At 56.9% G+C, this 24,014-nt stretch carries 19 protein-coding genes and 1 pseudogene; 14 read left to right on the top strand and 6 right to left on the bottom strand.

Going from position 1 to position 24,014, the window contains the following annotated elements; translation table 11 throughout:
- Positions 1–115: 115 nt before the first annotated feature.
- From VC35_RS21490 to VC35_RS21470, 5 genes and pseudogenes are all read left to right on the top strand, one after another.
- Positions 116–1,252: an HlyD family secretion protein gene (locus VC35_RS21490; protein ID WP_046042449.1), complete on the top strand. Its 1,137-nt coding sequence runs from the start codon at positions 116–118 to the stop codon at positions 1,250–1,252.
- Complete coding sequence (locus tag VC35_RS21485) at positions 1,252–2,748, top strand: DHA2 family efflux MFS transporter permease subunit (RefSeq protein ID WP_046042448.1); 1,497 nt, start codon at positions 1,252–1,254, stop codon at positions 2,746–2,748. The genes VC35_RS21490 and VC35_RS21485 overlap by 1 nt, the downstream gene beginning before the upstream one ends.
- A 19-nt stretch (positions 2,749–2,767) precedes the next feature.
- On the top strand, positions 2,768–4,246 hold the full coding sequence (locus VC35_RS21480) for an efflux transporter outer membrane subunit (RefSeq protein ID WP_046042447.1): 1,479 nt from the start codon (positions 2,768–2,770) through the stop codon (positions 4,244–4,246).
- A gap of 23 nt (positions 4,247–4,269) precedes the next feature.
- On the top strand, positions 4,270–5,220 hold the full coding sequence (locus VC35_RS21475) for an aldo/keto reductase (protein WP_046042446.1): 951 nt from the start codon (positions 4,270–4,272) through the stop codon (positions 5,218–5,220).
- Positions 5,221–5,283: 63 nt separating this feature from the next.
- Positions 5,284–6,195: pseudogene (locus VC35_RS21470) on the top strand (LysR family transcriptional regulator); the annotation flags it as partial.
- Between the two features lie 78 nt (positions 6,196–6,273).
- On the opposite strand, the gene VC35_RS29105 reads toward VC35_RS21470, so the two are convergent.
- Entirely contained in the window at positions 6,274–6,546 is a 273-nt protein-coding gene (locus tag VC35_RS29105) for a DUF2790 domain-containing protein (protein WP_080925361.1), read from the bottom strand.
- Between the two features lie 474 nt (positions 6,547–7,020).
- On the opposite strand from VC35_RS29105, the gene VC35_RS21465 reads away from it, so the two are divergent.
- On the top strand, positions 7,021–9,315 hold the full coding sequence (locus VC35_RS21465) for an AAA family ATPase (RefSeq protein WP_046042445.1): 2,295 nt from the start codon (positions 7,021–7,023) through the stop codon (positions 9,313–9,315).
- Complete coding sequence (locus VC35_RS21460; protein ID WP_046042443.1) at positions 9,312–11,159, top strand: UvrD-helicase domain-containing protein; 1,848 nt, start codon at positions 9,312–9,314, stop codon at positions 11,157–11,159. The genes VC35_RS21465 and VC35_RS21460 overlap by 4 nt, the downstream gene beginning before the upstream one ends.
- A 186-nt stretch (positions 11,160–11,345) precedes the next feature.
- Here the strand turns inward: VC35_RS21460 and VC35_RS21455 are convergent, their stop codons facing one another.
- From VC35_RS21455 to VC35_RS21440, 4 genes are all read right to left on the bottom strand, one after another.
- Positions 11,346–11,705 (bottom strand): hypothetical protein, encoded by a 360-nt coding sequence (locus tag VC35_RS21455; RefSeq protein WP_046042442.1) that lies wholly within the window; start codon positions 11,703–11,705, stop codon positions 11,346–11,348.
- 169 nt (positions 11,706–11,874) lie between these two features.
- Positions 11,875–12,903 carry a restriction endonuclease gene (locus tag VC35_RS21450; RefSeq protein WP_080925360.1) on the bottom strand — a complete coding sequence of 343 codons (1,029 nt, stop codon included), beginning with the start codon at positions 12,901–12,903 and terminating at the stop codon, positions 11,875–11,877.
- 107 nt (positions 12,904–13,010) lie between these two features.
- Positions 13,011–13,904, bottom strand: a complete 894-nt coding sequence (locus tag VC35_RS21445; protein WP_052960574.1) for an FRG domain-containing protein — start codon at positions 13,902–13,904, stop codon at positions 13,011–13,013.
- Positions 13,905–14,211: 307 nt separating this feature from the next.
- Positions 14,212–14,652, bottom strand: coding sequence for an Lrp/AsnC family transcriptional regulator (locus VC35_RS21440; RefSeq protein ID WP_046042440.1), 441 nt, complete (start codon positions 14,650–14,652; stop codon positions 14,212–14,214).
- A gap of 139 nt (positions 14,653–14,791) precedes the next feature.
- On the opposite strand from VC35_RS21440, the gene VC35_RS21435 reads away from it, so the two are divergent.
- From VC35_RS21435 to VC35_RS21415, 5 genes are all read left to right on the top strand, one after another.
- The gene (locus VC35_RS21435; protein ID WP_046042439.1) at positions 14,792–17,839 is read left to right on the top strand and encodes an aminotransferase class III-fold pyridoxal phosphate-dependent enzyme; all 3,048 of its coding nucleotides are present in this window, start codon (positions 14,792–14,794) and stop codon (positions 17,837–17,839) included.
- A gap of 171 nt (positions 17,840–18,010) precedes the next feature.
- Positions 18,011–18,799 (top strand): ABC transporter substrate-binding protein, encoded by a 789-nt coding sequence (locus VC35_RS21430; protein WP_046042438.1) that lies wholly within the window; start codon positions 18,011–18,013, stop codon positions 18,797–18,799.
- 63 nt (positions 18,800–18,862) lie between these two features.
- Positions 18,863–19,510, top strand: a complete 648-nt coding sequence (locus VC35_RS21425; protein ID WP_046042437.1) for an amino acid ABC transporter permease — start codon at positions 18,863–18,865, stop codon at positions 19,508–19,510.
- A 10-nt stretch (positions 19,511–19,520) separates the two neighbouring features.
- A complete protein-coding gene (locus VC35_RS21420) occupies positions 19,521–20,180 on the top strand; it encodes an amino acid ABC transporter permease (protein WP_046042436.1) in 660 nt (219 codons plus the stop codon).
- Positions 20,177–20,944, top strand: coding sequence for an amino acid ABC transporter ATP-binding protein (locus VC35_RS21415; protein ID WP_046042435.1), 768 nt, complete (start codon positions 20,177–20,179; stop codon positions 20,942–20,944). The genes VC35_RS21420 and VC35_RS21415 overlap by 4 nt, the downstream gene beginning before the upstream one ends.
- Positions 20,945–21,061: 117 nt before the next feature.
- Here the strand turns inward: VC35_RS21415 and VC35_RS21410 are convergent, their stop codons facing one another.
- Entirely contained in the window at positions 21,062–21,820 is a 759-nt protein-coding gene (locus VC35_RS21410) for a DUF899 domain-containing protein (RefSeq protein WP_046042434.1), read from the bottom strand.
- Between the two features lie 84 nt (positions 21,821–21,904).
- Between VC35_RS21410 and VC35_RS21405 the strand changes: the two genes are divergently transcribed.
- The gene (locus VC35_RS21405) at positions 21,905–23,125 is read left to right on the top strand and encodes a hypothetical protein (protein ID WP_046042433.1); all 1,221 of its coding nucleotides are present in this window, start codon (positions 21,905–21,907) and stop codon (positions 23,123–23,125) included.
- A 35-nt stretch (positions 23,126–23,160) separates the two neighbouring features.
- Positions 23,161–23,793: a Vgb family protein gene (locus tag VC35_RS21400; protein ID WP_046042432.1), complete on the top strand. Its 633-nt coding sequence runs from the start codon at positions 23,161–23,163 to the stop codon at positions 23,791–23,793.
- Positions 23,794–24,014 lie beyond the last annotated feature (221 nt).

Here is a 24,014-nt window from a genome sequence, read left to right as displayed (position 1 = left end):
AGCGATCCTCCCGGCCGCGCACGGGCTTGCTTCCTTACAGCATTTATTGACCTGCGGGCCGCTGGCGATGCTTGCCGACGTCGGCCCGATTACCCGGCTAAAGGTGAACTCGATCATGACCAAACCGTTCGATATCCCGGCTTCACAGACCTTCGAGCACCCTGGCCCAAACCCGGCTGACTCGCGTATCAACAAACCATTGAAACAGAGGTTGCGTCCCTGGCTGATGGTGGGTGTTCCCATCCTCTTCGCGGCCCTGGGCTATGCCCACCATGTGTCGGGGCAGGCTTATGTTTCGACCGATAACGCTTACGCCCGGGTGGCGAAGGCATCGATCAATGCGCGGATCTCCGGGCAAGTGGCAGAGATCGCCGTCGAGGACAATCAGCAGGTCCGCAAGGGTCAGGTGCTGTTCCGGATCGACCCGAAACCCTTCCAGATCGCCGTCGACCGCGCGCAGGCACAACTGAGCGTGGCGCGGCTGCGTATCGACGGGCTCAAGGCCAGCTATCGCCAGCAACAGGCGGAACTGCAATCGGCAAAAGAGTCGGCTGACTTCGACCAAAAGGATTTTGCCCGCAAGAAGGCCCTGATCGCCTCGGCGTTCGTGTCGAAGTCCATCTACGAACGCGCCGATACCGATGTGAAAGTGGCGCGGCAGCGGATCGCCTCCATCGAGCAACAGATCGCCAGCACCGTAGTTGCGTTGAACGGTAATCCGGACATCGATGCCGACAGTCACCCGACGGTGCGCGAGGCCAGGGCGCAGCTCGACGAGGCGCAGTTGTACCTCTCGTACACCACGGTGTATGCGCCGCAAGATGGCATCGTGGCCAAGGTCGACGATCTGCAGGTGGGCAACCATGTGAACAGCGGCGCGCCGGCCTTTGCCTTGTTGTCCGGTCACGAGATCTGGGTCGAGGCCAACTTCCGCGAGACCGATGTGACCCACATGCGCCCGGGCCAGGAAGCCACCATTCGCATCGATACCTACCCGGATCGCGTGTTCAAGGCCCATGTCACCAGCATGAGCCCGGGGGCCGGGTCCGATTTCGCGCTGCTGCCGCCGGAGAATGCCACCGGTAACTGGGTCAAGGTGACGCAACGGGTGCCGGTACGGCTTGAGCTCGACGAAGTGGACCCGACGCTGCCGCTGTTCTCCGGGACCAGCGCCACGGTACGGATCGACACCCGTTTTCAAAGCCCCTGGTGGCACCCGCTCAAGGCGTTGCTGAGCGCAGGTAACTCCTGATGAATAGCCAATCGATGGTAAGCCCCGGTGAGGAGGGCGCGCGTTCGCTCAGGTTCGCCGCCTTGCTGGCGACCTACATGCAGTCGGCGAACCTGCCGTTGCCGAACGCGGCGCTCAGGTTGATTCAGGGCAGCCTGTCGATGAGCGACGACCAAGCGGGCTGGATTTTCACCTCGTACCTGGCCGCGAGTGCGATCAGCATGCCGCTCGCGAATTGGCTGGCCGGGCGCTTTGGCTTGAAGTGGGTGTATCAGGCGGCGCTGGCGTTGTTTGTCCTTGGCTTGCTGCTCGCCACGGCGGCGACGACGCCGCTGGAATTCGTCGGCGCGCGCATTGTTCAAGGCATCGCCAGTGGCGTGCTGGCACCGTTGTCGATGGCGATTGCCATGGAAACCTTGCCGCTGGACAAGCGTGCGAAGTTCGGCGCGAGCTGGACCGCCATCGTGCTGTTCGGCATCGTCAGCGGCCCGAGTATCGGTGGCTGGATCGCCGAGCATTTTGGCTGGCGGCCGATGTTTTACCTCAGCGTGCCACTGTCGGCGTTTATCTTCCTGGTGGCGGCGCTGTTGCTGACCGAGAAGAAGGCCGAGAAACCGCCGGCGTTCGATTTCTTCGGTTTCGGCACCTTCACCCTCGGCATGATCAGCCTGCAAATGCTGCTCGACCGAGGGGAGCGCCTGGACTGGTTCGCCTCGCCCGAGATCTGCCTGGAAACCGTGGCGTCTGCGCTGGGGATCTACCTGTTCGTGGTGCATGTGCTGACCTCGAAGGTGCATTTCCTCAACAAACGCCTGTTCAAGGACCGCAACTTCGTGTTGTCGACGGTGATCTTTTTCGCCCTCGGTTTCGTGCTGTTGTCGACCATGGCCCTGACGTCGCCGATGCTGGACGAGATTCTCGGCTACCCGCCTGACACCACCGGCGCCTTGACGATTCCCCGTGGCATGGGCCTGGTTGGCGCTTTTCTGTTGATGGGGCGGCTGCCCGAGCGTTTCGACCGTCGTCCCTTCGTGGCGGCAGGCGTGGCGGTGGTAGTTTATGCCAACTGGCTGATGCTCGGCTATTCGCCGCTGATGGACGAGTGGCCCGTGGCCGTCGCCGGTGCGATCCAGGGCGCGGGCCTGGGCATCCTGATGCCGGCGGTGACCAAGGTCGCGTTCAGTACGCTCGACCCCACGCTGCGCCCCGAAGGCACTGGCCTGTTCAACCTGGCCCGGGTCTACGGCAGCACGCTGGGCGTGGCGATCGTGCAGTTGTTCTTCTTCAACAACACCCAGGCCATGCACATGGCGCTGGCCAGCAACCTGACGCCATACCGCGCGGCTGCGCATTCGCTGACCTCGGCGCCGTTGCAGGTGCTCGACGGGCTCAACGAAATGATCACCGGCCAGGCCGCGTTCATCGCCGTGGTCGACCAGTTCAAGATCCTGATGGTGGTGATGCTGGTGGTGAGCCCGCTGGTGTTGTTTCTTCGCAAGCCCGTTGCGGCCAATTAGTTTTCGTGGAGTTTGCCTAATGAATGCTTATGCGCTGGTCCTCAACCGCTGTCTGCTGCAAACGAAGTTCGCGGGGTTGTCGCTGCTTGCCTTCCTGACTGCCTGCACCGTTGGCCCCGACTATCAAGCACCGGCGGCGAGTGCGTCGCAGCACTATGACCCACAGGCCGAGCAGCGTCTGGCCCAGGGTGGCAACCCCCGCATCGACCTCGGCAACAAGGTCAATGGCGATTGGTGGTCGGCCTTTGGTTCGCCGAAACTCGACCGCGTGGTGCGGCGTGCCATCGACGGCAACCTGGATCTGGTGGCCGCTGATGCGACGATCCGGCAAGCCGCTTCTTCTGTTGCGGCGGCGCAGGGTGTCCTGTATCCGCAGGTCGATTTCGCTGCGGTGGCCGGTCGTCAACGGCTGCACAACGCCAGGGAACCCGCCATCGCCAATTTCTACGCGATAGGACCGCGGGTGGGGTTCGACCTTGATGTGTTCGGCGGCAACAAGCGGCTGGTTGAACAACAGCAGGCGTTTACCGACCTGCAAAGGCACCGCTACGAAGCGGCGTACCTGACCCTGACCGGCAACGTCGCCAGCCAGGCCTTGCTGGTGGCCTCCGCCAACGCGCAGATACAGGCCGTGGAAAAGCTGCTGGCCGATGACGCGAAAAACCTTGAACTGGTGCGCATGGCCCATCTCAACGGCTCCACCACGCAGATCGATGTATCACTGGCCGAGACCCGTCTCGCCCAGGACCGCACCTTGTTGCCACCCCTCGCTCAACAGCGCGATGCGGCACGCCACGCACTGTCGATCCTGACGGGGAAGGGGCCGGCGGACTGGGTCGCTCCCGACTTCGACTTGAGCGAGTTTGCACTGCCGTCGAACATGCCGGTGACCCTGCCTTCGGAGATGGCCCACGACCGGCCGGATGTGCTGCAAGCCGAGGCGCAACTGCACATGGCCAGCGCGGCGGTGGGCGTGGCGACGGCGAACCTCTATCCCCACGTCACGCTGTCGGCGTCCCTGGCGCAGGCGGCTTCCGGCAATGGCGGCGCGGCACTCTGGGGTTTCGCTGCGGGGTTGGCCGGGCCGATCTTCGATGGGGGCACGCTCAAGGCTGAACAACAGGCTGCCGTCGACGGTTACAAGGCGACGCTCGCCGGTTATCAGCAAACGGTCATCACCTCGTTCGGGCAGGTCGCCGACACCTTGCAGGCGATCAACCATGACGCCGAGGAACACCAGGCCCAAACCGATGCCTTGCGCGCGGCCGAATCCAGTTTGCAGTTGAACCAGCAAGCCTTTGCGCAAGGCGAGAACAGCATCCTCCAGGTCCTGGAAGCGGAGCGTGCCTACGAGCAGGCGCTGCTGGGACAGATCCGCGTGAATACCGCGCAGTACCTCGACACCGTGCAGCTGTTCATTGCGTTGGGCGGCAACGCCGTCGGTGCCTTCGAGCAACGCGTGGCGTCTGGCGACGGGCAGAAACCTTCGTATCAATAACGGCTGCGGCCTGGAGTAATGACATGACTTATGAAGCCTTTCACGACGGACTGCGCGATACCGGATTCCTGCTCAACCATGGGGCGGTCGAGATGCCGGCGGTTGGGTTCGGTACCTTGTTCCGCGATCTCGCCACCACGACCCAAGCAGTGAAGGAAGCGCTGGCCGCCGGTTTCCGCCATTTCGATTGTGCCGAGCGTTATCGCAACGAAGCGCAGGTGGGTGTTGCACTGAAGGAAGTGCTGGAGGCCGGTAAAGTCCGCCGCGAGGAGCTGTTCATCACCACCAAACTGTGGAACACCAACCATCGTCCAGAGCGCGTCGAGCCTGCGTTCGAAGCCAGTTGCCAACGCCTGCAAGTGGACTACATCGACTGCTACCTGATCCACACGCCGTTTGCCTTTCAACCCGGCGACAACCAGGACCCGCGGGACGAGCAGGGTAATGTCATCTACGACGACGGCGTGACGCTGATCGAGACGTGGCGGGCGCTTGAGCGGCTGGTGGATAAGGGACGGGCGAGGTCCATCGGTGTGTCCGATATCACGCTGCAGGCGTTGAAGGCGCTGGTTGCTGTCGCCCGGATAAAACCTGCGGTGGTGCAGGTCGAGGCCCACCCTTATTTGCCGGAGTGGGAGTTGCTTGAGTTCTGCAAGGAGCACGGGATCATCGTGCTGGCGTTTGCGCCACTGGGGCATGGCATGGAACCGAACGTGCTGGCAGACCCGGTGCTTGCCGGCATCGCCCGGCGCGTGCAGAAAACCCCGGCCCAGGTGGCACTGGCCTGGTCGGTACAACGCGGGGTGGCGTTCCTGACCACCTCGGCTACGCCCAGCCATATCCGGGAAAACATCGATATCTCGACCTTGCCGCACAGGGCCATGGTGGAGATTCAACAAGACATCACAACCCGTATACGCTTCAACTCGGTGGTTGAAACCGGCGTCCCCGGATTCATCCCGCGCAAGCAGTAGTTGCCGACGCCAGGGCGGTCCGTCACGGGGCCGTCCTGCTTGCCTATCCCTTGAGGTGAAACGATGGATGTTTTCCAGACCCTGCGCTGTTTCGCGGCGGTGGCCCAAAGCGGCAGCTTCACCGCGGCGGCCGCGATGTTGGACACCACCACGACCAACGTTTCAAAAGCCGTTTCCAGCCTGGAGGCCCGGCTGCAAACGCGGCTCATCAACCGCACCACCCGGCGCCTGGCACTGACCGAAGCCGGTGTGCGCTATTTGCAGCGCTGCGAGCGGATCCTGCAGGACATGCGCGAGGCCGACGAAGAGGCGGGCACCGCTCAGGTCATGCCCGCAGGCCGGCTGAAAATCCACGCGATGTCGGCCATCGGCAACCATTACGTGATCGGCGCCATCGCCCGCTACAGAGAAACCTATCCATCGGTTCTGTTTGACCTGACCGTGACCAATCGGCTGCCGGATTTGCTCGAGGAAGGCTATGACATGTCGATTGTGCTGGCGCGGGACCTGCCCGATTCCGGATTCGTCGCCCAGCGGCTGGGTATCACCTACAGCATTCTCTGCGCCTCGCCAGCCTACCTGAGCAAACGCGGGACTCCCGAGTCGCCGAGTGAGCTTGGCGGCCATGATTGCCTGCGAATCGTCAACACGGTCATGCCGGCCGAGAACTGGGTATTCGAAGGTCCCCAAGGGATAGAAACGTTCAGCACGCCGGCGTCGCCCTTCCACGTCAACACGGCCGACGCCATGACCTTCGCGATCAAGAACGGGATGGGGATTGGCATTCAACCGATTGCTTCGGCCGTCGAGGGCCTGCGGGCGGGGACCTTGGTGCGGGTATTGCCGGGGTATCGGCTGGAGGAGCTGAACCTGTTTGCGATCTACCCGTCACGCAAGTTCGTGGATGCAAAAATAAAAACCTGGGTGGAATTTCTGAAGCATTCCATTCCGGGGTTGCTCGTCGCTGATGAAAAAAATTGTCGGTACAACTGTGTAGCGATGTGGCTGGCGCTGTACGCATGGAGTGTCGACCCTCCATCGTCCATACAGTGTTCAACCGTTCGAGCACCCGCTGCCCATGACTTGATACTCGATGGTGCGGCGTTGACCCTGGGAGTCTTCGTAGGTCATGTGCGCCGGGACGGGGCCGCATTCGTTGGCGATTTCTGATACATCGATGACGCGTTTGATATCCAGCCTGGTGCCGTATGTGTAGGTTTCAACCTGTGGTTGGCTGGTGGCGGCAGTCGAGTGACTGTCGTCTGCAAAGGCCTGGGTGCCGGTGGTGCCAAGCGCAAGCAAGAGTGCGATTTTCAGCAGTTTCATGATCTTCACCTCGTGGTCAGAGCGTTATCCCTTGAACGATTTCTCCCGCGTGAGTGGATAGCGCCTGTTTGGCTTTACTCACTTGGGTAGAGCCAATGTTAGGTGTTTGGCGGGGGTGTAAAAATCGGTTGGCGGGATAAACACTGTTGCCGGATTGATCATGAATCGAGGGGGGCTTTGGTGGGGGGGCGGTCTTGAGTTTTCTCCCTCCAGGTAGGTGATTTCACAGACTTGCCTACCCATTTGCATTGGACTTGACCAGTCAATTGCATCGGATTTGACCAGCATGCTTCATGGCTATACCCAGTAGGGAACGACCCGATAGCGGCCTGTGGCGACGGGTAGGAAACGGCCAATAGCAGTCGTTTAGAGCTACAAAAATAAATCTGTCTCCATTTTTCTCTATTTGATTGTTATAGGCAGCTAGCTACATTGATAGCAAACTGATACTCCTCAGGCTTTCAAGGACGACCCATGCGCATCCAGCACGTAGAGATATCTAACTTCCGAAAACTGCTTTCTGTGCGAATTGACTTCGCTAATGAGACCACGCTGCTTGTAGGTGCAAATAACAGCGGAAAATCCTCCGCCATGCTGGCACTCCGGAGATTTTTGGTTTCGAAAGCTTCTGCTTTTCGGCTCCAGGATCTGACTCTTTGTCATCTCGCCAAGCTGGACGAGATTGGTAAGGAGTGGGAGAACCCACCAGCAAACTTTGAAATTCCTACAGCCAAAGACTGGGCCGACTGGCTCCCTAGTCTGGATATCTGGGTGTCAGCAGATCAAGGAGAATTCCACTTCATCCGCGATCTCATACCCAGCTTTGCGTGGCGCGGGGGGCTTGTGGGAATGCGCTTCCTGCTTGAACCAGATGATATGAATACGCTGTACACGGACTATCGCAAGGAGCGCGCGAGGGTTGCAGAGCTTGAGGATGCTTTAGGGAGGGAAGACCCGCCTGGTAGCCCGCTGACTCTATGGCCGCAGAGCCTTCATGATTACTTGAACCGTCGGCTGGGAGATAAATTCAAGGTTCGTTGGTACCGCCTAGATCCACAACAACTTAGGAAGCCTGACAAGTCGACTCGAATGGCGCAAAGGCAGCAATTGAGCCTTACTGCCCTGCCCTTGGAAAGCAATCCCCTCAGCGGATTAATTCGAGTACATGAAATCAATGCGCAGCGGGGATTCGGCGACCATTCGGACGACAATCAAGGCGATAACACTAGACCTAGCGGCGCTAGAAAACTCTCGGAACAACTCAGATCCTATTACTCCCGACACCTTGATCCAGGTGACAGCCCAGATATCTCAGATCTCGAAGCGTTGCGGGCGATAGAAGCAGCTCAGTCGGCATTCGATACGAAGCTAGGTAGCAGCTTCGAACCTGCTATTAGAGAGGTCGAGGGATTGGGCTACCCCGGCCGCAATGACCCACGTATCAAAGTCGCAAGTCGCCTGGCAACAACTGACGGCATGAACCATGAAGCGGCTGTCCTTTTTGAATTGGACTCAATCCAAGGCGCCCCAGGAGCCCCTCCTCTTCATTTACCAGAGACCGCTAACGGGTTGGGATATCAAAACCTGATATCTATGATTTTCCGGCTGATGGGTTTCAGGGACGAGTGGCTGAGAAAAACCAGGGCCGCCAACACGGAAGTAATAGACCGCGTCGAGCCCATCCACCTCGTGCTCATTGAGGAGCCTGAAGCCCACCTTCATGTTCAAGTGCAACAAGTTTTCGTACGGCACGCCTACCAAGTTCTATGCCGGGATGCTTTGCTTGAACGCTACCCAAATCTGAAGACTCAGCTTCTGGTGAGCACACACTCCAGTCATGTAACTCATGAAGTGGAGTACCAGAACCTTAGGTATTTCAGACGACTCCCAGCTGGGATGTATGGCATTGGTGTACCGGTGTCGACGGTCTCTAACCTCTCTAACGTGTTCGGCGAGGGAACCAAGACGAAGGAGTTCGTTACCAGGTATCTGCGGGCACAGCACGCAGACATATTCTTCGCCGACGCCGTCATCTTGGTAGAGGGCTCAGCAGAGCGAATGATGCTGCCGCACTTTTTGCGGAATAAATTTCCATTCCTTGACCGCTGCTACATCACAACCCTCGATATCGGTGGCAGTCACGCACACCGACTAAGGCCTTTAATTGACGCCCTTGGCATCCTCACCCTGGTTATTACAGATCTCGATGCAGGGCTTAATAAAGCCGCAAAACCCGTGCAAAGAAACGCAGATCAGATTACGAACAATCCGACATTGCGGAGCTGGATGAAACTGATGCAGCTGGGCAGCACAGTGGATGAGCTGCTTGAGCTGCCAGCGGATCAAAAAGAGCACCAGATCGACGACCTGTACTCGGTACGCATCGCCTATCAAACTCCTATTTCCACCCACCTACCCGCTACTGGTGAAGCAATACAAGCTCTTCCAAATACCTTTGAAGACAGCTTTGTGCTTAGCAACGCTGGTCACTTTGCGGAAAAGGCAGGGAGCACTGGTCTGATGAAGGCTTTCGTCAAAGTTTTAAATGAATCGCAATCATCTGAAGCCGTCGGGGAAGGTTTTTTCAACGAATTACGCGAAGGAAAGAAAGCAGAATTTGTGCTGCTTGTTTTGGGGGATAAAAACTTTTCCAACCTCGAAATCCCTGTATACATCAGTGAAGGCCTCAACTGGCTTGAGTCCAAATTGCGAAGCAAACAAAAAGAGCTGCTGGTAATTCCGCCCGAGGGCGCGGAGGTGACGCCATGAGCGAAGCAGCTGTCGCAGATGCCGACACCATTATGCAGGCCTGCCTGAATCTGGCAGACCCAAAGAGTTTTTTTCTTTACGCAGGTGCTGGCTCAGGAAAAACCCACTCACTCGTCGAGGCTATCCGCGAACTCAAAAGTCGCGAGCGAGAACGCCTGACGTTCGAGGGCCGGCGCATTGCGGTGATCACCTATACAAACGCAGCCTGCGACGAGATTCTTCGGAGGCTAGAGTTTGATCCACTCGTGGAGGTCTCGACCATTCACGCGTTTGCCTGGCGCCTAATCCAAGGATTCGACAACGAGATCAGAGAGTGGCTAAGGATCAAACTTGCCCAGGACATTGAGAAGATCGAGGGCGAGCTCGCACGCTCGAAAGGCGACAATAAAACCTCTCGAGCAAACAGACGGAAGCTACAAAGCAAAACACGCAGACTTGACACTCTCGACGAGATTACGAAGTTCATCTACAGCCCCACAGGTGACAACCGAGAGCGGCAAGCACTCAATCACGATGAGGTCATCAAGTTAACTGCAGCGTTCGCTCCTGAACGCCCTTTGCTGGATGTTTTAGTAGACCGTTACCCAGTTGTATTGATCGATGAAAGCCAGGACACCCACGCTCCAGTAATGGAGGCTTTTCTGAAAGTCCAGCAATCGGCGCAGACACGTTTCTGCCTGGGACTACTGGGTGACACCATGCAACAGATTTACGGCCATGGAGTTACGCGCCTTGATAAAGCGATACCGGGTGACTGGCAGAAACCTGAAAAGGTCGTTAATCGCCGCTGCCCTCGTAGGGTGGTAGATCTTATCAATGTGATTCGAAGTACTGCAGACACTCATCAGCAGACCCCTAAGCCTGATGCCATTGAAGGTGTAGTGCGCATGTACTGCATTAGTCAAAGCCAAGAACAGGCACCAAATCTTGAGGAACGCATCGCTCATTCGATGGCTGCAATCACCGACGACGGCGAATGGGCTATCGGCCCTGAAGGCAGAAAGACTTTGATCCTTGAACATAAGATGGCTGGACGGCGGATGGGGTTTGAGAAGCTGTTCACGCCCCTATATGCGGTTGAGCACCTTCAAACAGGCTTGCTGGATGGGACCCTGCCCGCACTTCGCATTTTCAGCGAAGGCGTTCTTCCCATCCTTACCGCAAAGAACGATCACTTCCTGCTGCTTGAAGCCGTACGCTCTCGCTCTCCCTTGTTCAGCAAGGACGTTTTGCAATCAACAGGGGACCAATTGGCCCACATGCAGCGTGTAAAGGACGCGACGCATGCCCTGCTCTCTCTTTTCGAAAGAAGCGATCCAACACTGTGTGAAGTCGCAACGCTTCTGTTGCAAACCCAACTGCTTGACGTTCCTGACAATCTGATTGGAGCAATGGTGTTGGGAGCTCCTGGTGAGGCCCCAGATCCTGAAGATACGAACGCGATGACCAACTACGCCTACCAGCTATTCCTTGAACGTCCATTTTCGGAGCTGGCAGCCTTTGCGAGTTATGCGGATGGCCTTTCACCCTACGGCACACATCAAGGCGTAAAGGGACTGGAATTTCCAAGGGTCATGGTTGTCATCAACGACGAGGAGGCAGGCGGTTTCTTATTCAGCTACGACAAATTGCTTGGTGTAAAAGAACCAACAAAAACAGACCGGGACAACGAGCGTGACGGCAAGGACAACGCACTAGCACGTACTCGTAGACTGCTTTACGTGACGTGTAGTCGGGCTGAAAAGAGCCTAGCGATAGTCGTATACACACCCCAGCCGACACTGGCCAAGCGAAACGTTGTTGCTGCTGGCTGGCTTCAGGAGAGCGAGGTCGAAATCCTGTGAGGTTTCCTCCTTGGATTGAACCGCCCCTAGTTGCGTAGACGCTTCCGGGCCTCTTAGTGAAGCTATATGAGCGAGCGCCCTCGTCGGACTAGGCCTTCCGCCAATGGCTGCATTTGGCCCAGAGTGTGTAAAAACGAAAGCCATCAAAATCGGAAGCGAATAAATCAACTTCGATGCCGAAGGTAACTAGTAGTACCCAAGCGTTTGCAACGTTCTGGCAAGATTCAGGACAGGTTGTAATTTTTCATCAAACAACGTCCACCACTCGTGCTCAACCCATTCACCAGTCTCTATCTGGTGCATGGGTGGCATCCAATCTTTGTGTCGATTGAAAACATCCGGGATGGCTCGCGCTAGGGCTGATAGTTCATTTTGGGTAAAGCCCACTTTTTGAAGCTCAACGGCCTTCGCCAGCGCCAGACGATAATCTTCAACGTAAGTCATCGCGGGAGTGGAACTAGCGACCCGTATCAGTTCGGGCAGTGCTGACTCTAGTTTCTTAAGCTGACTCAATCTGTCCGCATTCGTGTAACGGTATTCAGCCATTGTGACTCCCTACTATCTGTTGGCTAGCTGCTTCCATTTCTTCCGGCGGCGATAGTTAAAAACGGCCAATAGTGGGCCTTCGACTTCGTCTGCTCACGACCCAAAGCAGACGCTAGCGTTTGAATTCAGCGGACACCGAAGGCGTTCCGCTGGATTGATTTGTGAGAACTTATCTAGGTAGTGTCAGCAAGAAATTGTCGGCAATTTCAAAAAGGCAGTCTGTGGGATCTTCACCGCGCTCCTTCATGTGGAGCATCTTGCATACCTTTTCGTCGTCTACGATGAGCATCAACTTGCCCTGTTCGCGCATGGACCCCTGCGTCATTGCAACCGCATGTTCGTCTGCGCCTACTCTGGTCATGATGATTGCCATGCGCCGGAGACCTCGTTCCAAGAGGTACTTCTCAGTCGTAAGAATCTGCCCTTGTTTGATTTCCTGCGTGTAGTTCTTGAACTCAAAAAGTACGTAGCGGCTATCAAGATGGTCGATGACAAACTTCCAGAACTCGGTAGTTGGCCTCACACGGCAAACATAGTCAAAACGATTGAGCCCGTCATCAGTTCGCATTTGAGAATGCCAGCCATGAAGATCGTTCGGGAAAAGGTACTTCAGAATTTTTTCGCACACCTTCTCGTACTTTGCCCAAGCCGCTTTGCCCTTTTTAATACTTTTGAGCTCGTTACATAGCTCAGTTCCCCTTGTGTCGCGAGGTTGGGGGGGCACACCTTTGAGGAGCTTACTACCTCGTGTAGGGTCGTCACGTGTTGGATGTGTTGCCTGAGGCTCGCTTGGGTTAGCTTCTAATAGCGCATCCAATTTCTCCGCGAGATCGGGGCGCGCTGCACACCAGTTTCTCAGGTCAACTTGATCTACAAATGTAATACTATATTTCTGCTCAAGCGCCTCTCGTAGTTTTCCTGGGAGAAAGCAGGAAACTACCAGCATTCCTTTTTTAGCCTGCGCTGTGGTTCCATTAATTTCTATGCGGGCAGCAGCAGCATCGATAAGAGCAGGCTGAGCGCGTACCGTGCGGTAGTATTTAACCTCAATTGCCCAACTCTCATTCCCAAAGTCGGCCAGCAGGTCAAATCCTTGATCTCCTCTGAGACTATTGCGTATGACATTAAAGTTATTCACCTCCAAGATACTGCGAACTAGATCTTCAAATAACTGCCATGTCGCCACTGACTGATTCATATTTATGGGACCTAATAATCAAACTAACAGGGAAACATAAGCGCAGTACTTGTACCCGGTAGCTTTCGCGAATCCAGTGAGCTAAGCGGGCGATATTGAGTGCATTGCTAGGTTTCGCTTGCAGGCGCGTAGTGATGTTTGAGGAACTCAGCTACGCGATCAATTTCCGGATACACAGTACCTTGGGAGATACCCAACGACTCCAACTGGCTGCGTATACGCCGCTTTTCAGAACCGATGATCAGTATTCGTTTTGACGACGAGGTCGCGATGTAACGCTTCGGGACCGACGCGGCATTAGATTTTGACCCAGCCACGCCAAATAGAAAGAATGCTCCATCCTGTCTAATGATGCGAGGGTTCTCAAGCTTAGGTCTAACGCAGACAACCGACTCAAGGTGCTCACGCACGATCCCCGGTTCAAAGTATGGCTTCTCTTGCTTGATCTCGTGCAAAAGATAGCGAATGGTTGAATCTTCATTGAACTCAGCCTTGGTCAAACTCTCCGGAGGTACCTCAAAGGAAATAGGTCTACGAGCAATATTCGCAATTACGCTTGCCGTATCGCTGTCATAGTACTTCATCTCACCAGTAGGCACCCCAAAAGCGAGTACCTCCCCGCTCTCACTTGGCGGATCAGCTGGATCGCATGCAAAATAGAGCGCAATAAGTGGGTTCGCTGTTAAGTCAAGCAATCTTGTTGGAAGCCCGTAGTGCTGCATCTTCACAAGAGTTTGAAAAGTGGACGCGAGTGAGGTGAACTCGTTCGGGCATCTGAGGATGAGTTCCTTGAACATGATGTCTTCGTTCTTGACCCATCTAGCTTCACGATAGACGCTGGGCTGAAGTAGATAAGTGAAGCTCGGATGCCCACGATAGAAGAAGGTCGTGCCACTAGGCTTTTCGAGCTTTTCAAGTGCATCCAGAAAAGTCCGTACGCTCCCAACGCGTACGGCGTCTTCCGGCTCGATGGCTGCGACTCGTTTGGATTTGACTGCCACTCATGAACCTCTAGTGAGACCTGACGTTTACCGATTCCATAGGGACGCGAACAATACCCTCCGCTTGATGACATACGCGGTGTGGGCAAACTCGAACGCTACTATTTCGCCAGCAGGCTGTCTACATGCAAACCTCATTCATCCTTGCCGCCTACGACCGGCTGCTTTTGGCCGTTCTCTGCCCGTCATGCCCACGAAGCAACCGGCTCAAATCCGACGCAATGGATGCTCAGAACGAATGCAAATGACTGCTCAGGTCGAATGCAAACGCCTGATCAAGTGGCGTGCAATTTCTCCCCCAGGCAAATCAGGAACTCTGCCGATCAATATCGCGGCGCAGAACGACAGCGGTGGTGATGTCTTCAACGGATTCGTGACTGGCTACTGCATCTCTGACTCGATTCAGGTCATCAATGGTTCGCGATTCGACCTCAATGACCAGATCGAGCTGGCCACTGACCGAGGAGACTCGTCGTACCTGTGAGTTTTGGGCAAGCAGGTCCAGCAAGCTGATGGCTGGTGTGCGTTTCAGGCATACAAGAAGGATTGCGCGAATCACGTTGGCATCGATTTCGCCGATATCAGCTCGGTAGCCTCTGATCACACCATTGCGTTCAAGGTTGATGACTCGCTCGCTGGTAGCACTTCTTGAAAGCCCGATTCTCGCTGCCAGGGCCTTCAGGGCAATTCGAGCCTCTTTGGAAAGAATTTCGAGTATTTCGCGATCTTTCGTGTCCAGGTCGCGCATCAGAACTCCCTAATTTTGCTGCCGAAATTGTGCCGGTCGATTCCGGCAATATGCAGGCGCAAGCCGACCGTATACCTACTGCCGTCCCGGGCGTTGCGTGCCAAGCTATCTGAAAAAAATGGCTTGGAAAACAATTACCATGACAAATCTTTCCCATCCTGCCCCCCAGTTCTCGACCGGGGATGCCGAAAAACTGAGTGAGCAGCTTTTCAACGTTATTGGTACAGCCACGCCTCTGGATGGCGAGCGCGACCGCAACTACCGGTTGAATACCGGAACCGATGCGGGATGGATTCTGAAGGTCGTCAATTCGACCGAGCCGCGCGTTGAAAGCGAGTTTCAGACGGCCATTCTCAGTCATCTCGCCACTCACAACCCCGAGCTTACCGTGCCTTTTCTCAAGAAAAGCCTTGCCGGTGAATACCTCGCCACTGCGGTAGCGCCCTCGGGTGAAACCCATGCGGTCCGTCTGGTGAGCTGGTTGCACGGTACGCCGCTTGCCGAGGTCGAGCGTACGTTCGAATTGATGCGCAGCCTGGGCCAGTCGTTCGGTCAGATAGATCGTGCACTGCAAGGCTTCATTCATCCGGGCGCGGTGCGTGATCTTGACTGGGATTTGCGTCACGCCGCACGTTCGCGCTCACGCCTGCACTTCGTCACAGATCCTGGCAGAAGGGCCATCCTGGAACGCTTCATTGAAAACTTCGAACAAAGCGTCCAACCGAAGCTTTCGCGTCTGCGTGCGCAAGTCATTCACAATGACGGCAATGACTGGAACATCCTCGTCGATTCCCACAATCATCAGAACGTCTCGGGCGTCATCGATTTTGGCGATGCGGTCCATACGATCCTGATTGCCGAAGTAGCCATTACCTGCGCCTATTCCATTCTCGACATGGAAGACCCGATCGGCGCCGCCGCCGCCCTCACTGCCGGTTTCCATGACAAGTACCCTCTGCAGCCGGAGGAGCTTGACGTCCTCTTCAATCTCATTGCGATGCGCCTGGTCACCAGCGTCACCTTGTCGGCATCGCGATGCGACCGCACGCAAGACAATCCCTACCTTGGCATCAGCGAAGCGCCGGCCTGGCGCCTGCTGGAAAGGATGGATCGCATGAATCCCCGACTGGCGACGGCGATCCTGCGCAAGGCCTGTGGTTTTGACGCGATCGAAGGCGCGGGTGCGGTGCGCCGCTGGGTGGCTGCGAACAGCAAGTCCTTCGCCGATATCGTGCGTCCATCGGCTGCGACCATGAACAAGGCCATTGCCCCGTTCGGCGACGCTTCGCATGTGATGACCATTGCTTCAGCCGAGCAGCGTCCAGCGCAGGCAACGAAGTGGTGGAGTGATTTTTCTGCCGAGCACAAGGTGCCGCTCGGCATCGGGCCATGGGGCGAGGAACGGACCATCTACACCGACACGGCGTTTGAGTCGCGATTCATCGAAGGGCAGCGTCGGATCATTCACGTCGGTGTCGACTTGATCATGCCCGCCGGGACGCCGCTCTATACGCCGGTTGCCGGTGTGGTGCAGAGCGTCGAGGTCGAGCATGAGCCGCTGGGTTATGGCGGCTTGATCATGCTCAAGCACTCGCCTGAGGGTTGCCCGCCATTCCTCACGCTGTGGGGGCACATGGCCCATGAAGCCCTGGCGCGGCTCAAGCCCGGTGACCGCCTGGAGGCTGGCGCGCTGGTGGGATACATGGGGGCGGATACGGAAAATGGCGGGTGGATCCCCCATGTGCATTTTCAGATGTCCACCGACACCGGGCTGAAAGCGGGCGAGTTCATCGGCGTGGGTGAGCGGGCTTATCTTGAGGTATGGGCGGACCTGTTCCCCGATGCATCGACGCTCGCGGGGATTCCTGCGGAAACCTACAGCCAGGATGGACGCACCAAGGCCGAGCTTGTGGCCAAGCGCAAGGAGCTGTTGCTGCCAAACCTGTCGATCTCTTATTCGGACCCGATCAAGTTCGTTCGCGGTGACGGGGTCTGGTTGATCGACAACTTTGGCCGGGCGTATCTGGACTGCTTCAATAACGTCTGCCATCTCGGCCACTCTCATCCGGATGTGGTGCAAGCGCTTTCGCGGCAGTCTGCACGCCTGAACACCAACACGCGCTACCTGCACGACAATATCGTCGAGTATGCAGAGCGGCTCACCTCCACTTTACCTGAAGGTCTGGCGGTGGCTTCCTTCGGGTGTTCGGGAAGTGAAGCAAACAGCCTCATGCTGCGTATGGCGCGCAATCACACAGGGCGTAACGATGCGATCGTGCTGGATTGGGCTTACCACGGCACTACACAGGAACTGATCGACCTCAGCCCCTACAAATACAAGCGAAAAGCCGGTAAAGGGCGCGCAGACCATGTGTTTGAGGCGGCCGTCCCGGATGCCTATCGCGGTATTGATCACTGGTCGTTCGAGGAACTTGGCAAGCGTTACGCCGAGAGTGTGGCGGATCAGATCGAGCTCATGCGCAAGCAGGGCAGAGCGCCGGCGTTCTTCCTGGCGGAGTCCATTCCAAGTGTCGCCGGGCAACTGTTCTTCCCGGAAAACTACTTGAAAGAAGTCTATGCGATGGTCCGTGCCGAGGGCGGTCTTTGCCTGGCTGACGAAGTCCAGGTCGGCTTTGGTCGTGTAGGCAGCCACTGGTGGGCTTTTGAAACCCAGGGTGTGGTTCCCGATGCAGTGTCCATGGGCAAACCTATTGGCAATGGCCATCCCATGTCGGCAGTGGTGACCACGCGAGAAATTGCAGACAGCTTCAACAATGGCATGGAGTACTTCAATACCTTCGCCGGTAGTCCGGTTTCATGTGCTGTAGGGCTCTCGGTACTCGATGTGATCGAGCGCGATAACTTGAAACTCAACGCACTGACCATTGGCAACTATTTGCTCGACGGCTTTCGCAAGTTGCAGCAGCGCTACGATGCAATCGGCGATGTGCGCGGGCAGGGTCTGTTTCTCGGGATAGAACTTGTCACGGATCGCAAAACGAAAGTTCCAGCCACGCAGTTGGCCAGGAAAGTAGCCGATGGTGCCAGGGAACGAGGTGTTTTGATCGGTACTGAAGGGCCACATGACAATGTCCTGAAAATGCGCCCATCGATGATATTCAGTCAGGCAAACGCTGACTTTCTGCTTGAGGTCCTGGACGAAAGTTTCAAGGCAGCACTCCGGTAACCAGGTTGGACGATGTGACTGCCCGACATAGTGTCGGCCAACTCCGGCAATGTGTCAGGCGGGCTGACACCTTGCCGGGTGCTTTCCAGAAGTGCCTATGCAAGACTTTTCATGAAAGCCGGCTGAATAACCCCAAGAAAATAAAAAACAATTCTTCCAAGGTGCCATCCAATGCTAACCAAAAAGCTCAAGGGTTTGATTGTCGCTACTACCGTGGCGGCAGCGGCGCTACTTTCCACCTCGGCTGTTCACGCTGATGATTTGAAGTCGATTCAGGATTCCCAAGAAATCCGCATCGCTATGAGCGGTCAATACTCTCCCTTCAGCTTTGCCAACGAGCAGAACCAGATTGTTGGATTCGACGCTTCCATCAGCGAGGCATTAGCTGAGCGGATGGGGGTAAAAGTGAAGATCATTACCACGCCATTCGACGGGATAATTGCAGGTCTACTCGCGAAAAAGTATGACGCCATTATCGCTTCAATGACCATTACCCCGGAGCGGCAGAAGGCAGTGGATTTCGTGGGGCCCTATTACCATGCCGGCCGCACGATCGTAGTGAAGGACGATTCTTCGATCAAAAGCCTTGATGATCTTAAGGAGGTGATTGTCGGCGTGACCCTCGGCGATGCCCACGATAAATGGGCCAGGGCCCGCGGCAACCTGAAGGTCAGAACCTACAAGGGTCTTCCCGAAATGCTGGTCGATCTTGAGGCCGGACGTATCGACGCGATAGTGATGGACAGTGTTCCGGTGTTGGTCGCAGTCAAGGAAACAGGGCAGAAAGTGCGCATCATTACTCCACCGGATAGCGATGGTGCTCTTGAGGGAATGGGTATTGCGTTGCGCAAAAATAACCCTGAACTCAAGGCGACGATGCAGAAGGCACTTGAAGGCATGCTCGCTGATGGCACCTACGAAAAGATCTCGATGAAGTGGATTGGCAACGATATCCGCTAATTCGTATTTAGCGTGGCTCGACTTACCGTCGAGCCAGCCAATCAGACTTTTCCGAGCGTGCTCATGGATCTGACTCTCATACAACGCACATTCCCGTTTTTCCTGGAGGCGGCCTGGATTACGGTGCAGATCTCTGTACTTGCTCTTCTGCTTGGTTTTCTGGTCGCAATCGTGCTGGTGGCTGCCCGGTTGTCCACTGTTCTTACCTTTCGATGCCTTGCAAGACTCTACATAAGCGTTTTTCGCGGCACTCCCTGCCTGGTCCAGCTGTTCATCATTTACTTTGGCGGGCCGCAGATCGGTCTTGAGCTGGAGCCGTTTGCGGCAGGCGTAATCGGCCTGGGCCTGAACATCGCCGCCTACATGGCCGAGTCCATTCGTGGCGCTATCATCAACGTTGACCCTGGCCAGGAAGAAGCAGCACGTTCAATTGGTTTCGGGCGGGGTCAAACCTTATGGTTCATCACGCTGCCACAAGCTGCAAAACTGATGATAAGACCGCTGGGAGTGAACGCTGTTGCTCTTATCAAAGGTTCTGCATTGGTGTCGACGATCTCTGTAGTTGAACTTTCATATACAGCGCAACGCTTTATCAGTTCAACATATAAACCTTTTGAGATTTTCATGGTGTCTGCACTGCTTTACATCGTGATGGTCTACTCGGTCAGATTTATTGTTGACTATCTCGATAATCGCTTCGCGGCAAGGTGAGAGCATTCATATGCAAAGCCTGGATCTTAGTATAGTTACACCTTATTCCGAGCTGCTTGCGACCGGTCTTTGGTGGACGGTCGTGATGTTTGTAAGTTCCAGCGTACTGAGTTTGATGGCCGGGATAGCCATTGCACTCATCGTTCTTTATGCGCCCAAGGTGTTGGCGCTGCCCGTGCGTTTTATTACCTGGTTGCTGATGGGCACTCCACTGCTTCTGCAGTTGTACGTGATTTATTATGGTCTTGTGCAAGTGGGAATCGATATTCCTGCACTGGTGGCTGGCATCATAGGCCTGAGTTTGCACTTTGCCGTCTACAACGCCGACGTTATTCGTGCCGGCGTGGTGTCGGTAGACCCGGGGCAGATTGAAGGTGCCCGTTCCATTGGCCTCAGCCGTGGACAGACCCAGCGTTACATCATCGTACCGCAGGCGCTGCGCAGGACTATTGCGCCGCTGGGAAACAACCTGATTGTCCTGTTGAAGGACACCTCTCTGGTTTCCATAATCGGTATTGCCGAGTTGGTGTACAGCGCGCAACTTGCCGTGAGCGAGACCTATAGCCCGTTTGAGTTTTATCTGACTGTTGCGGTTATTTACTATGCAGCCAATCTTGTTCTGGAAGGCGGCCTGCATCTCCTCGAAAACAAGGTAGAGATGTCACGATGATCAGCAAGCAATTCATGGTTGAGGTGAAAGGCGCTCGCAAGGCTTACGGAGCACTTGAAGTACTCAAGGGCATCGATCTTTCCATCTCTCGCGGACAAATCATCGCCATCATCGGCCCGAGTGGTTCTGGCAAAAGCACGCTCCTGCGCTCAATCAATCACCTGGAAGTGCTCGACGATGGCGAGATCTGGCTAGAGGGCGAGCAAGTCAACCGGCCATTGAAAGGTCGTGCGTTCGAACAGCATATCAATGCCGTGCGTCAGCAGATGGGCATGGTATTCCAGCACTTCAATCTTTTTCCGCACCTGACCGTGTATGAAAACATTGCCCTTGGCCCGGTAAAGCTCAAGGGGCTCAGCAAAAAAGCGTCTCGTGAATTGGCAATGGAATACTTGTCAAAAGTTGGCCTGGCCAGCAAGTTCGATGAGTATCCTTCTCGCCTGTCGGGTGGGCAGAAACAGCGCGTGGCCATAGCCAGGGCCCTGGCGATGCAGCCAAAAGTCATGCTGTTCGATGAGGCTACATCGGCACTGGACCCTGAGCTTGTCGAAGAGGTCAACCAGGTCATGAAACAACTCGCTGCGGAGCACATGACAATGTTGATCGTCACCCATGAAATGCGCTTTGCAGGCGAAGTGGCAGACCGGATTGTCTTTATGGACGGGGGGGTTGTAGTAGAGGAAGGGGCGCCGCAAGAGATCCTGCAAAACCCCGTCCACGAGCGAACCCGGTCATTCTTGAAAAAGCATTTGCACGATAGATAAGGTGCGCCTTCCTGCAAACCTTGCGTGATCTTGCAAAACATAGTCTCCCAGACCCAACCGGCGCTGATGGACAAGCGGGCGGACCTCTTCATCGGCAGTCAGTGATACCGCTGGCGCTCACCGGTACTCATCATGCCGGCGCCACCAGGGCCCCGTTTCATTGCGTCCCTTGGGCGCGCGGTCGAGCCATTGGTACATGCCCCACAATCCGTCCAGGCCCCGTGCGTAGGTGGAGTAGGTGTGATAGATCTCGCCGTCCTCCAACACGAACGTGCTCAACCCTGGCCGGTCGCGGGTATAGGTCGGCGCATCGGTGCCACAGGTGGCGGCGAACTGTTTCACCGGTTCCGGTATTTCACTGGCGTCCATGGCATGGCCGCCGCGCTGATAGTTGTACTCGACCAAGCCTTCGCGCTGCTGCGCTTCGGTGAAGTAGACATTGAAGTCGGCGGTGAAGTCGCTGTCGGCGGCCGAGGCCCAAGGGAAGGTCCAGCCCATTCGGCGCTTGTAGGCCTGCAGTTTCGCCAACGGCGCGCGGGATATGGCCATCAGGGTTACGTCGTGGTTCGCCAGGTGGACGACGACGGGGTCGAAGCCATCGGCGATGGCAGAGCAGGACGGGCAGCCGGCGGTGTAGTCGGGGCCGAACATGAAGTGGTAGACCAGCAGTTGTGAGCGCCCTTGAAAGAGTTCGGCCAGGGTGGCGCTGCCGTTGTCGGTATCGAAGCGGTACGTCTTGTCGAGGCGAACCCAAGGCAATGCCTGGCGTTGCCTGGCCACTTCATCGCTGCGTCGGGTCAGGGCCTTTTCCGCTTCGAGCAGTTGCAGGCGTGCCGCCAGCCATTGGTCCCGGGACGCGGTTTTGTGGGTGTTCATCGTTCTACGCTCCTGGTGAAAGGTCGTGATTTAGACTAAACCCGGGTGTCAAATGATGGGAGTGACAAGCGTGGCGGGATTTCCATGGACTCGATGATCGCGGCAGCCGCACAGGCGCTGGCGGCGGGCAATCCGCTGGGCGCACTGGACCGTGTGGCCTTGCGCGACGATGCGCCGGCGCTGGCCCTGCGTGGTATCGCCATGGCGCAACTGGGCGATCTGGTGCGGGCCAGGGCGCTGGTCAAGCGTGCGCAACGGGCCTTTGCGCCAAGGGAAGTGCTGGCCCGAGCGCGCTGTGTGGTGGCCGAGGCGGAAATTGCCCTGGCTTCGCGGGAGCTCGGGTGGCCGGTCAAGGCGCTCGAAACGGCGCGGGTCACCCTTGAACATTACGGTGACCGGGTCAATGCCGCCCATGCGCGCTATCTGCAAATCCGCCGTTTGCTGTTGATCGGTCAGCTCGATGAGGCACAGCAGTTATTGGCCGAACTCGACCCCGACCCATTGCCGCCAGCCTTGCGCGCAACCCATGAACTGGTGCTGGCGGGGATCGCCATTCGGCGCGTGCAATCGCACGCGGCGCGGGAGGCGTTGAACAGGGCCGGACAGGCTGCCGGTCAAACCGGGATTGCCGCGCTGATCGCTGAGGTCCAACACGCTGCGTATCTGCTGGATGCCCCCGCCGCACGCCTGATTGCCCAGGGTGAAACACGGCCGCTGTTGCTCGATGATGTTGAAGCGTTGTTCTGTTCAACGTCACTGGTGGTGGATGCCTGCCGGTACGTTGTGCGCGGTTGTGGCATGTCGGTGTCGCTGGCGACGCGGCCGATCCTGTTCGTGCTCGCCCGTGCATTGGCCGAGGCCTGGCCCGCCGACGTTGCGCGGGAAACGCTGATCGCCCGGGCGTTCCGTCTGAAGCTCTCGGATGAATCCCATCGCGCCCGGCTTCGCGTGGAAATCGGCAGGCTGCGTAAAGCACTCAAGCCGTTGGCCGACGTCATCGCGACGGCCCGCGGTTATGCCCTGCAATCACCGGTGTGTACGGAGGTGGTGACTCTGGCGCAACCGGTCGAGGAAAAATTTGCCGCGGTATTCGCCTGCCTCGCCGATGGCGAGTCGTGGTCGAGTTCCGCCCTGGCACTGGCGCTGGGTACCAGCCAGCGCACGGTGCAACGGGCGCTCGATACACTGGCGGAGCAGGGCAAGGTGCAGTGGTTTGGCCGTGGTCGCGCACGGCGCTGGATGACGCCGCCCGTGCCGGGATTCGCGACGACCTTGTTACTCCCGGCGCCGCTGCCCGGTGGCTAGGATGAACGCCACCAACCCCCATCGAGGAATGTCAGATGAAACACGCAACTGCTGAAATCATTCGTGAATACGGCCCGTTTGCCGATGTCGACCACGTGTGCGGTGTCACCTGGGACGGCGAAAAGGTCTGGTTCGCAAGCAACAGCAAAATCAACGCCCTGGACCCGGAAAGCGGCAAGGTACTGAGCTCGATCGATGTCGCTGCCCATGCCGGCACCGCGTTTGATGGAGAACACCTGTTCCAGATCGCCGAAGACCGAATCCACAAGATCGACCCCCGCAGCGGCCGTATCCTCTCGACCATTCCTGCCCCCGGCGCAGGCACCGATTCGGGGCTGACCTGGGCCGAAGGGACGTTGTGGGTAGGCCAGTACCGCGAGCGCAAGATTCACCAGATCGACCCCGAGACCGGCAAGATCCTGCGCACCATCGAATCCAACCGTTTCGTCACCGGCGTGACCTGGGTGGACGGTGCGCTGTGGCATGGCACCTGGGAGGGCGACGAAAGTGAACTGCGGCGCATCGACTCGCAAACCGGTGAAGTGCTGGAAAGCCTCAAGATGCCGGAAGGCGTCGGCGTGTCGGGGCTGGAGTCCGATGGCGGCGAGCGGTTGTTCTGCGGTGGCGGCGATAGCGGCAAGGTGAGGGTGGTGCGCCGGCCTTCGTGAGGTGCTGCAGCCAGGTCACCAGGTACAACCTTTGTGGGAGTGAGCCTGCTCGCGATAGCGGTGGGTCAGCCAATATCAATGTTGAATGTGCTGGCCTCATCGCGAGCAAGCCCGCTCCCACAAAGGCAACTGCCTTGGCGAAATTCATCCATATACAGACATCTGCGCACCGATAGTATTTTTCCGTCCTGCCATGTTTTCTGCTGGTCGAAATCGGTCTA

This window comes from Pseudomonas fluorescens (assembly GCF_000967965.1).
Lineage (GTDB): Bacteria > Pseudomonadota > Gammaproteobacteria > Pseudomonadales > Pseudomonadaceae > Aquipseudomonas > Aquipseudomonas grandcourensis.
The sequence above is the reverse complement of the archived record's forward strand: the minus strand, read 5'-3'. Positions and strand labels throughout refer to the sequence as shown.

Coding starts and splice junctions, on each gene's coding strand:
- VC35_RS21490 (WP_046042449.1), top strand. CDS start 116: ATGACCAAACCGTTCGATATCCCGGCTTCACAGACCTTCGAGCACCCT.
- VC35_RS21485 (WP_046042448.1), top strand. CDS start 1,252: ATGAATAGCCAATCGATGGTAAGCCCCGGTGAGGAGGGCGCGCGTTCG.
- VC35_RS21480 (WP_046042447.1), top strand. CDS start 2,768: ATGAATGCTTATGCGCTGGTCCTCAACCGCTGTCTGCTGCAAACGAAG.
- VC35_RS21475 (WP_046042446.1), top strand. CDS start 4,270: ATGACTTATGAAGCCTTTCACGACGGACTGCGCGATACCGGATTCCTG.
- VC35_RS29105 (WP_080925361.1), bottom strand. CDS start 6,546: ATGAAACTGCTGAAAATCGCACTCTTGCTTGCGCTTGGCACCACCGGC.
- VC35_RS21465 (WP_046042445.1), top strand. CDS start 7,021: ATGCGCATCCAGCACGTAGAGATATCTAACTTCCGAAAACTGCTTTCT.
- VC35_RS21460 (WP_046042443.1), top strand. CDS start 9,312: ATGAGCGAAGCAGCTGTCGCAGATGCCGACACCATTATGCAGGCCTGC.
- VC35_RS21455 (WP_046042442.1), bottom strand. CDS start 11,705: ATGGCTGAATACCGTTACACGAATGCGGACAGATTGAGTCAGCTTAAG.
- VC35_RS21450 (WP_080925360.1), bottom strand. CDS start 12,903: ATGAATCAGTCAGTGGCGACATGGCAGTTATTTGAAGATCTAGTTCGC.
- VC35_RS21440 (WP_046042440.1), bottom strand. CDS start 14,652: ATGCGCGACCTGGACACGAAAGATCGCGAAATACTCGAAATTCTTTCC.
- VC35_RS21435 (WP_046042439.1), top strand. CDS start 14,792: ATGACAAATCTTTCCCATCCTGCCCCCCAGTTCTCGACCGGGGATGCC.
- VC35_RS21430 (WP_046042438.1), top strand. CDS start 18,011: ATGCTAACCAAAAAGCTCAAGGGTTTGATTGTCGCTACTACCGTGGCG.
- VC35_RS21425 (WP_046042437.1), top strand. CDS start 18,863: ATGGATCTGACTCTCATACAACGCACATTCCCGTTTTTCCTGGAGGCG.
- VC35_RS21420 (WP_046042436.1), top strand. CDS start 19,521: ATGCAAAGCCTGGATCTTAGTATAGTTACACCTTATTCCGAGCTGCTT.
- VC35_RS21415 (WP_046042435.1), top strand. CDS start 20,177: ATGATCAGCAAGCAATTCATGGTTGAGGTGAAAGGCGCTCGCAAGGCT.
- VC35_RS21410 (WP_046042434.1), bottom strand. CDS start 21,820: ATGAACACCCACAAAACCGCGTCCCGGGACCAATGGCTGGCGGCACGC.
- VC35_RS21405 (WP_046042433.1), top strand. CDS start 21,905: ATGGACTCGATGATCGCGGCAGCCGCACAGGCGCTGGCGGCGGGCAAT.
- VC35_RS21400 (WP_046042432.1), top strand. CDS start 23,161: ATGAAACACGCAACTGCTGAAATCATTCGTGAATACGGCCCGTTTGCC.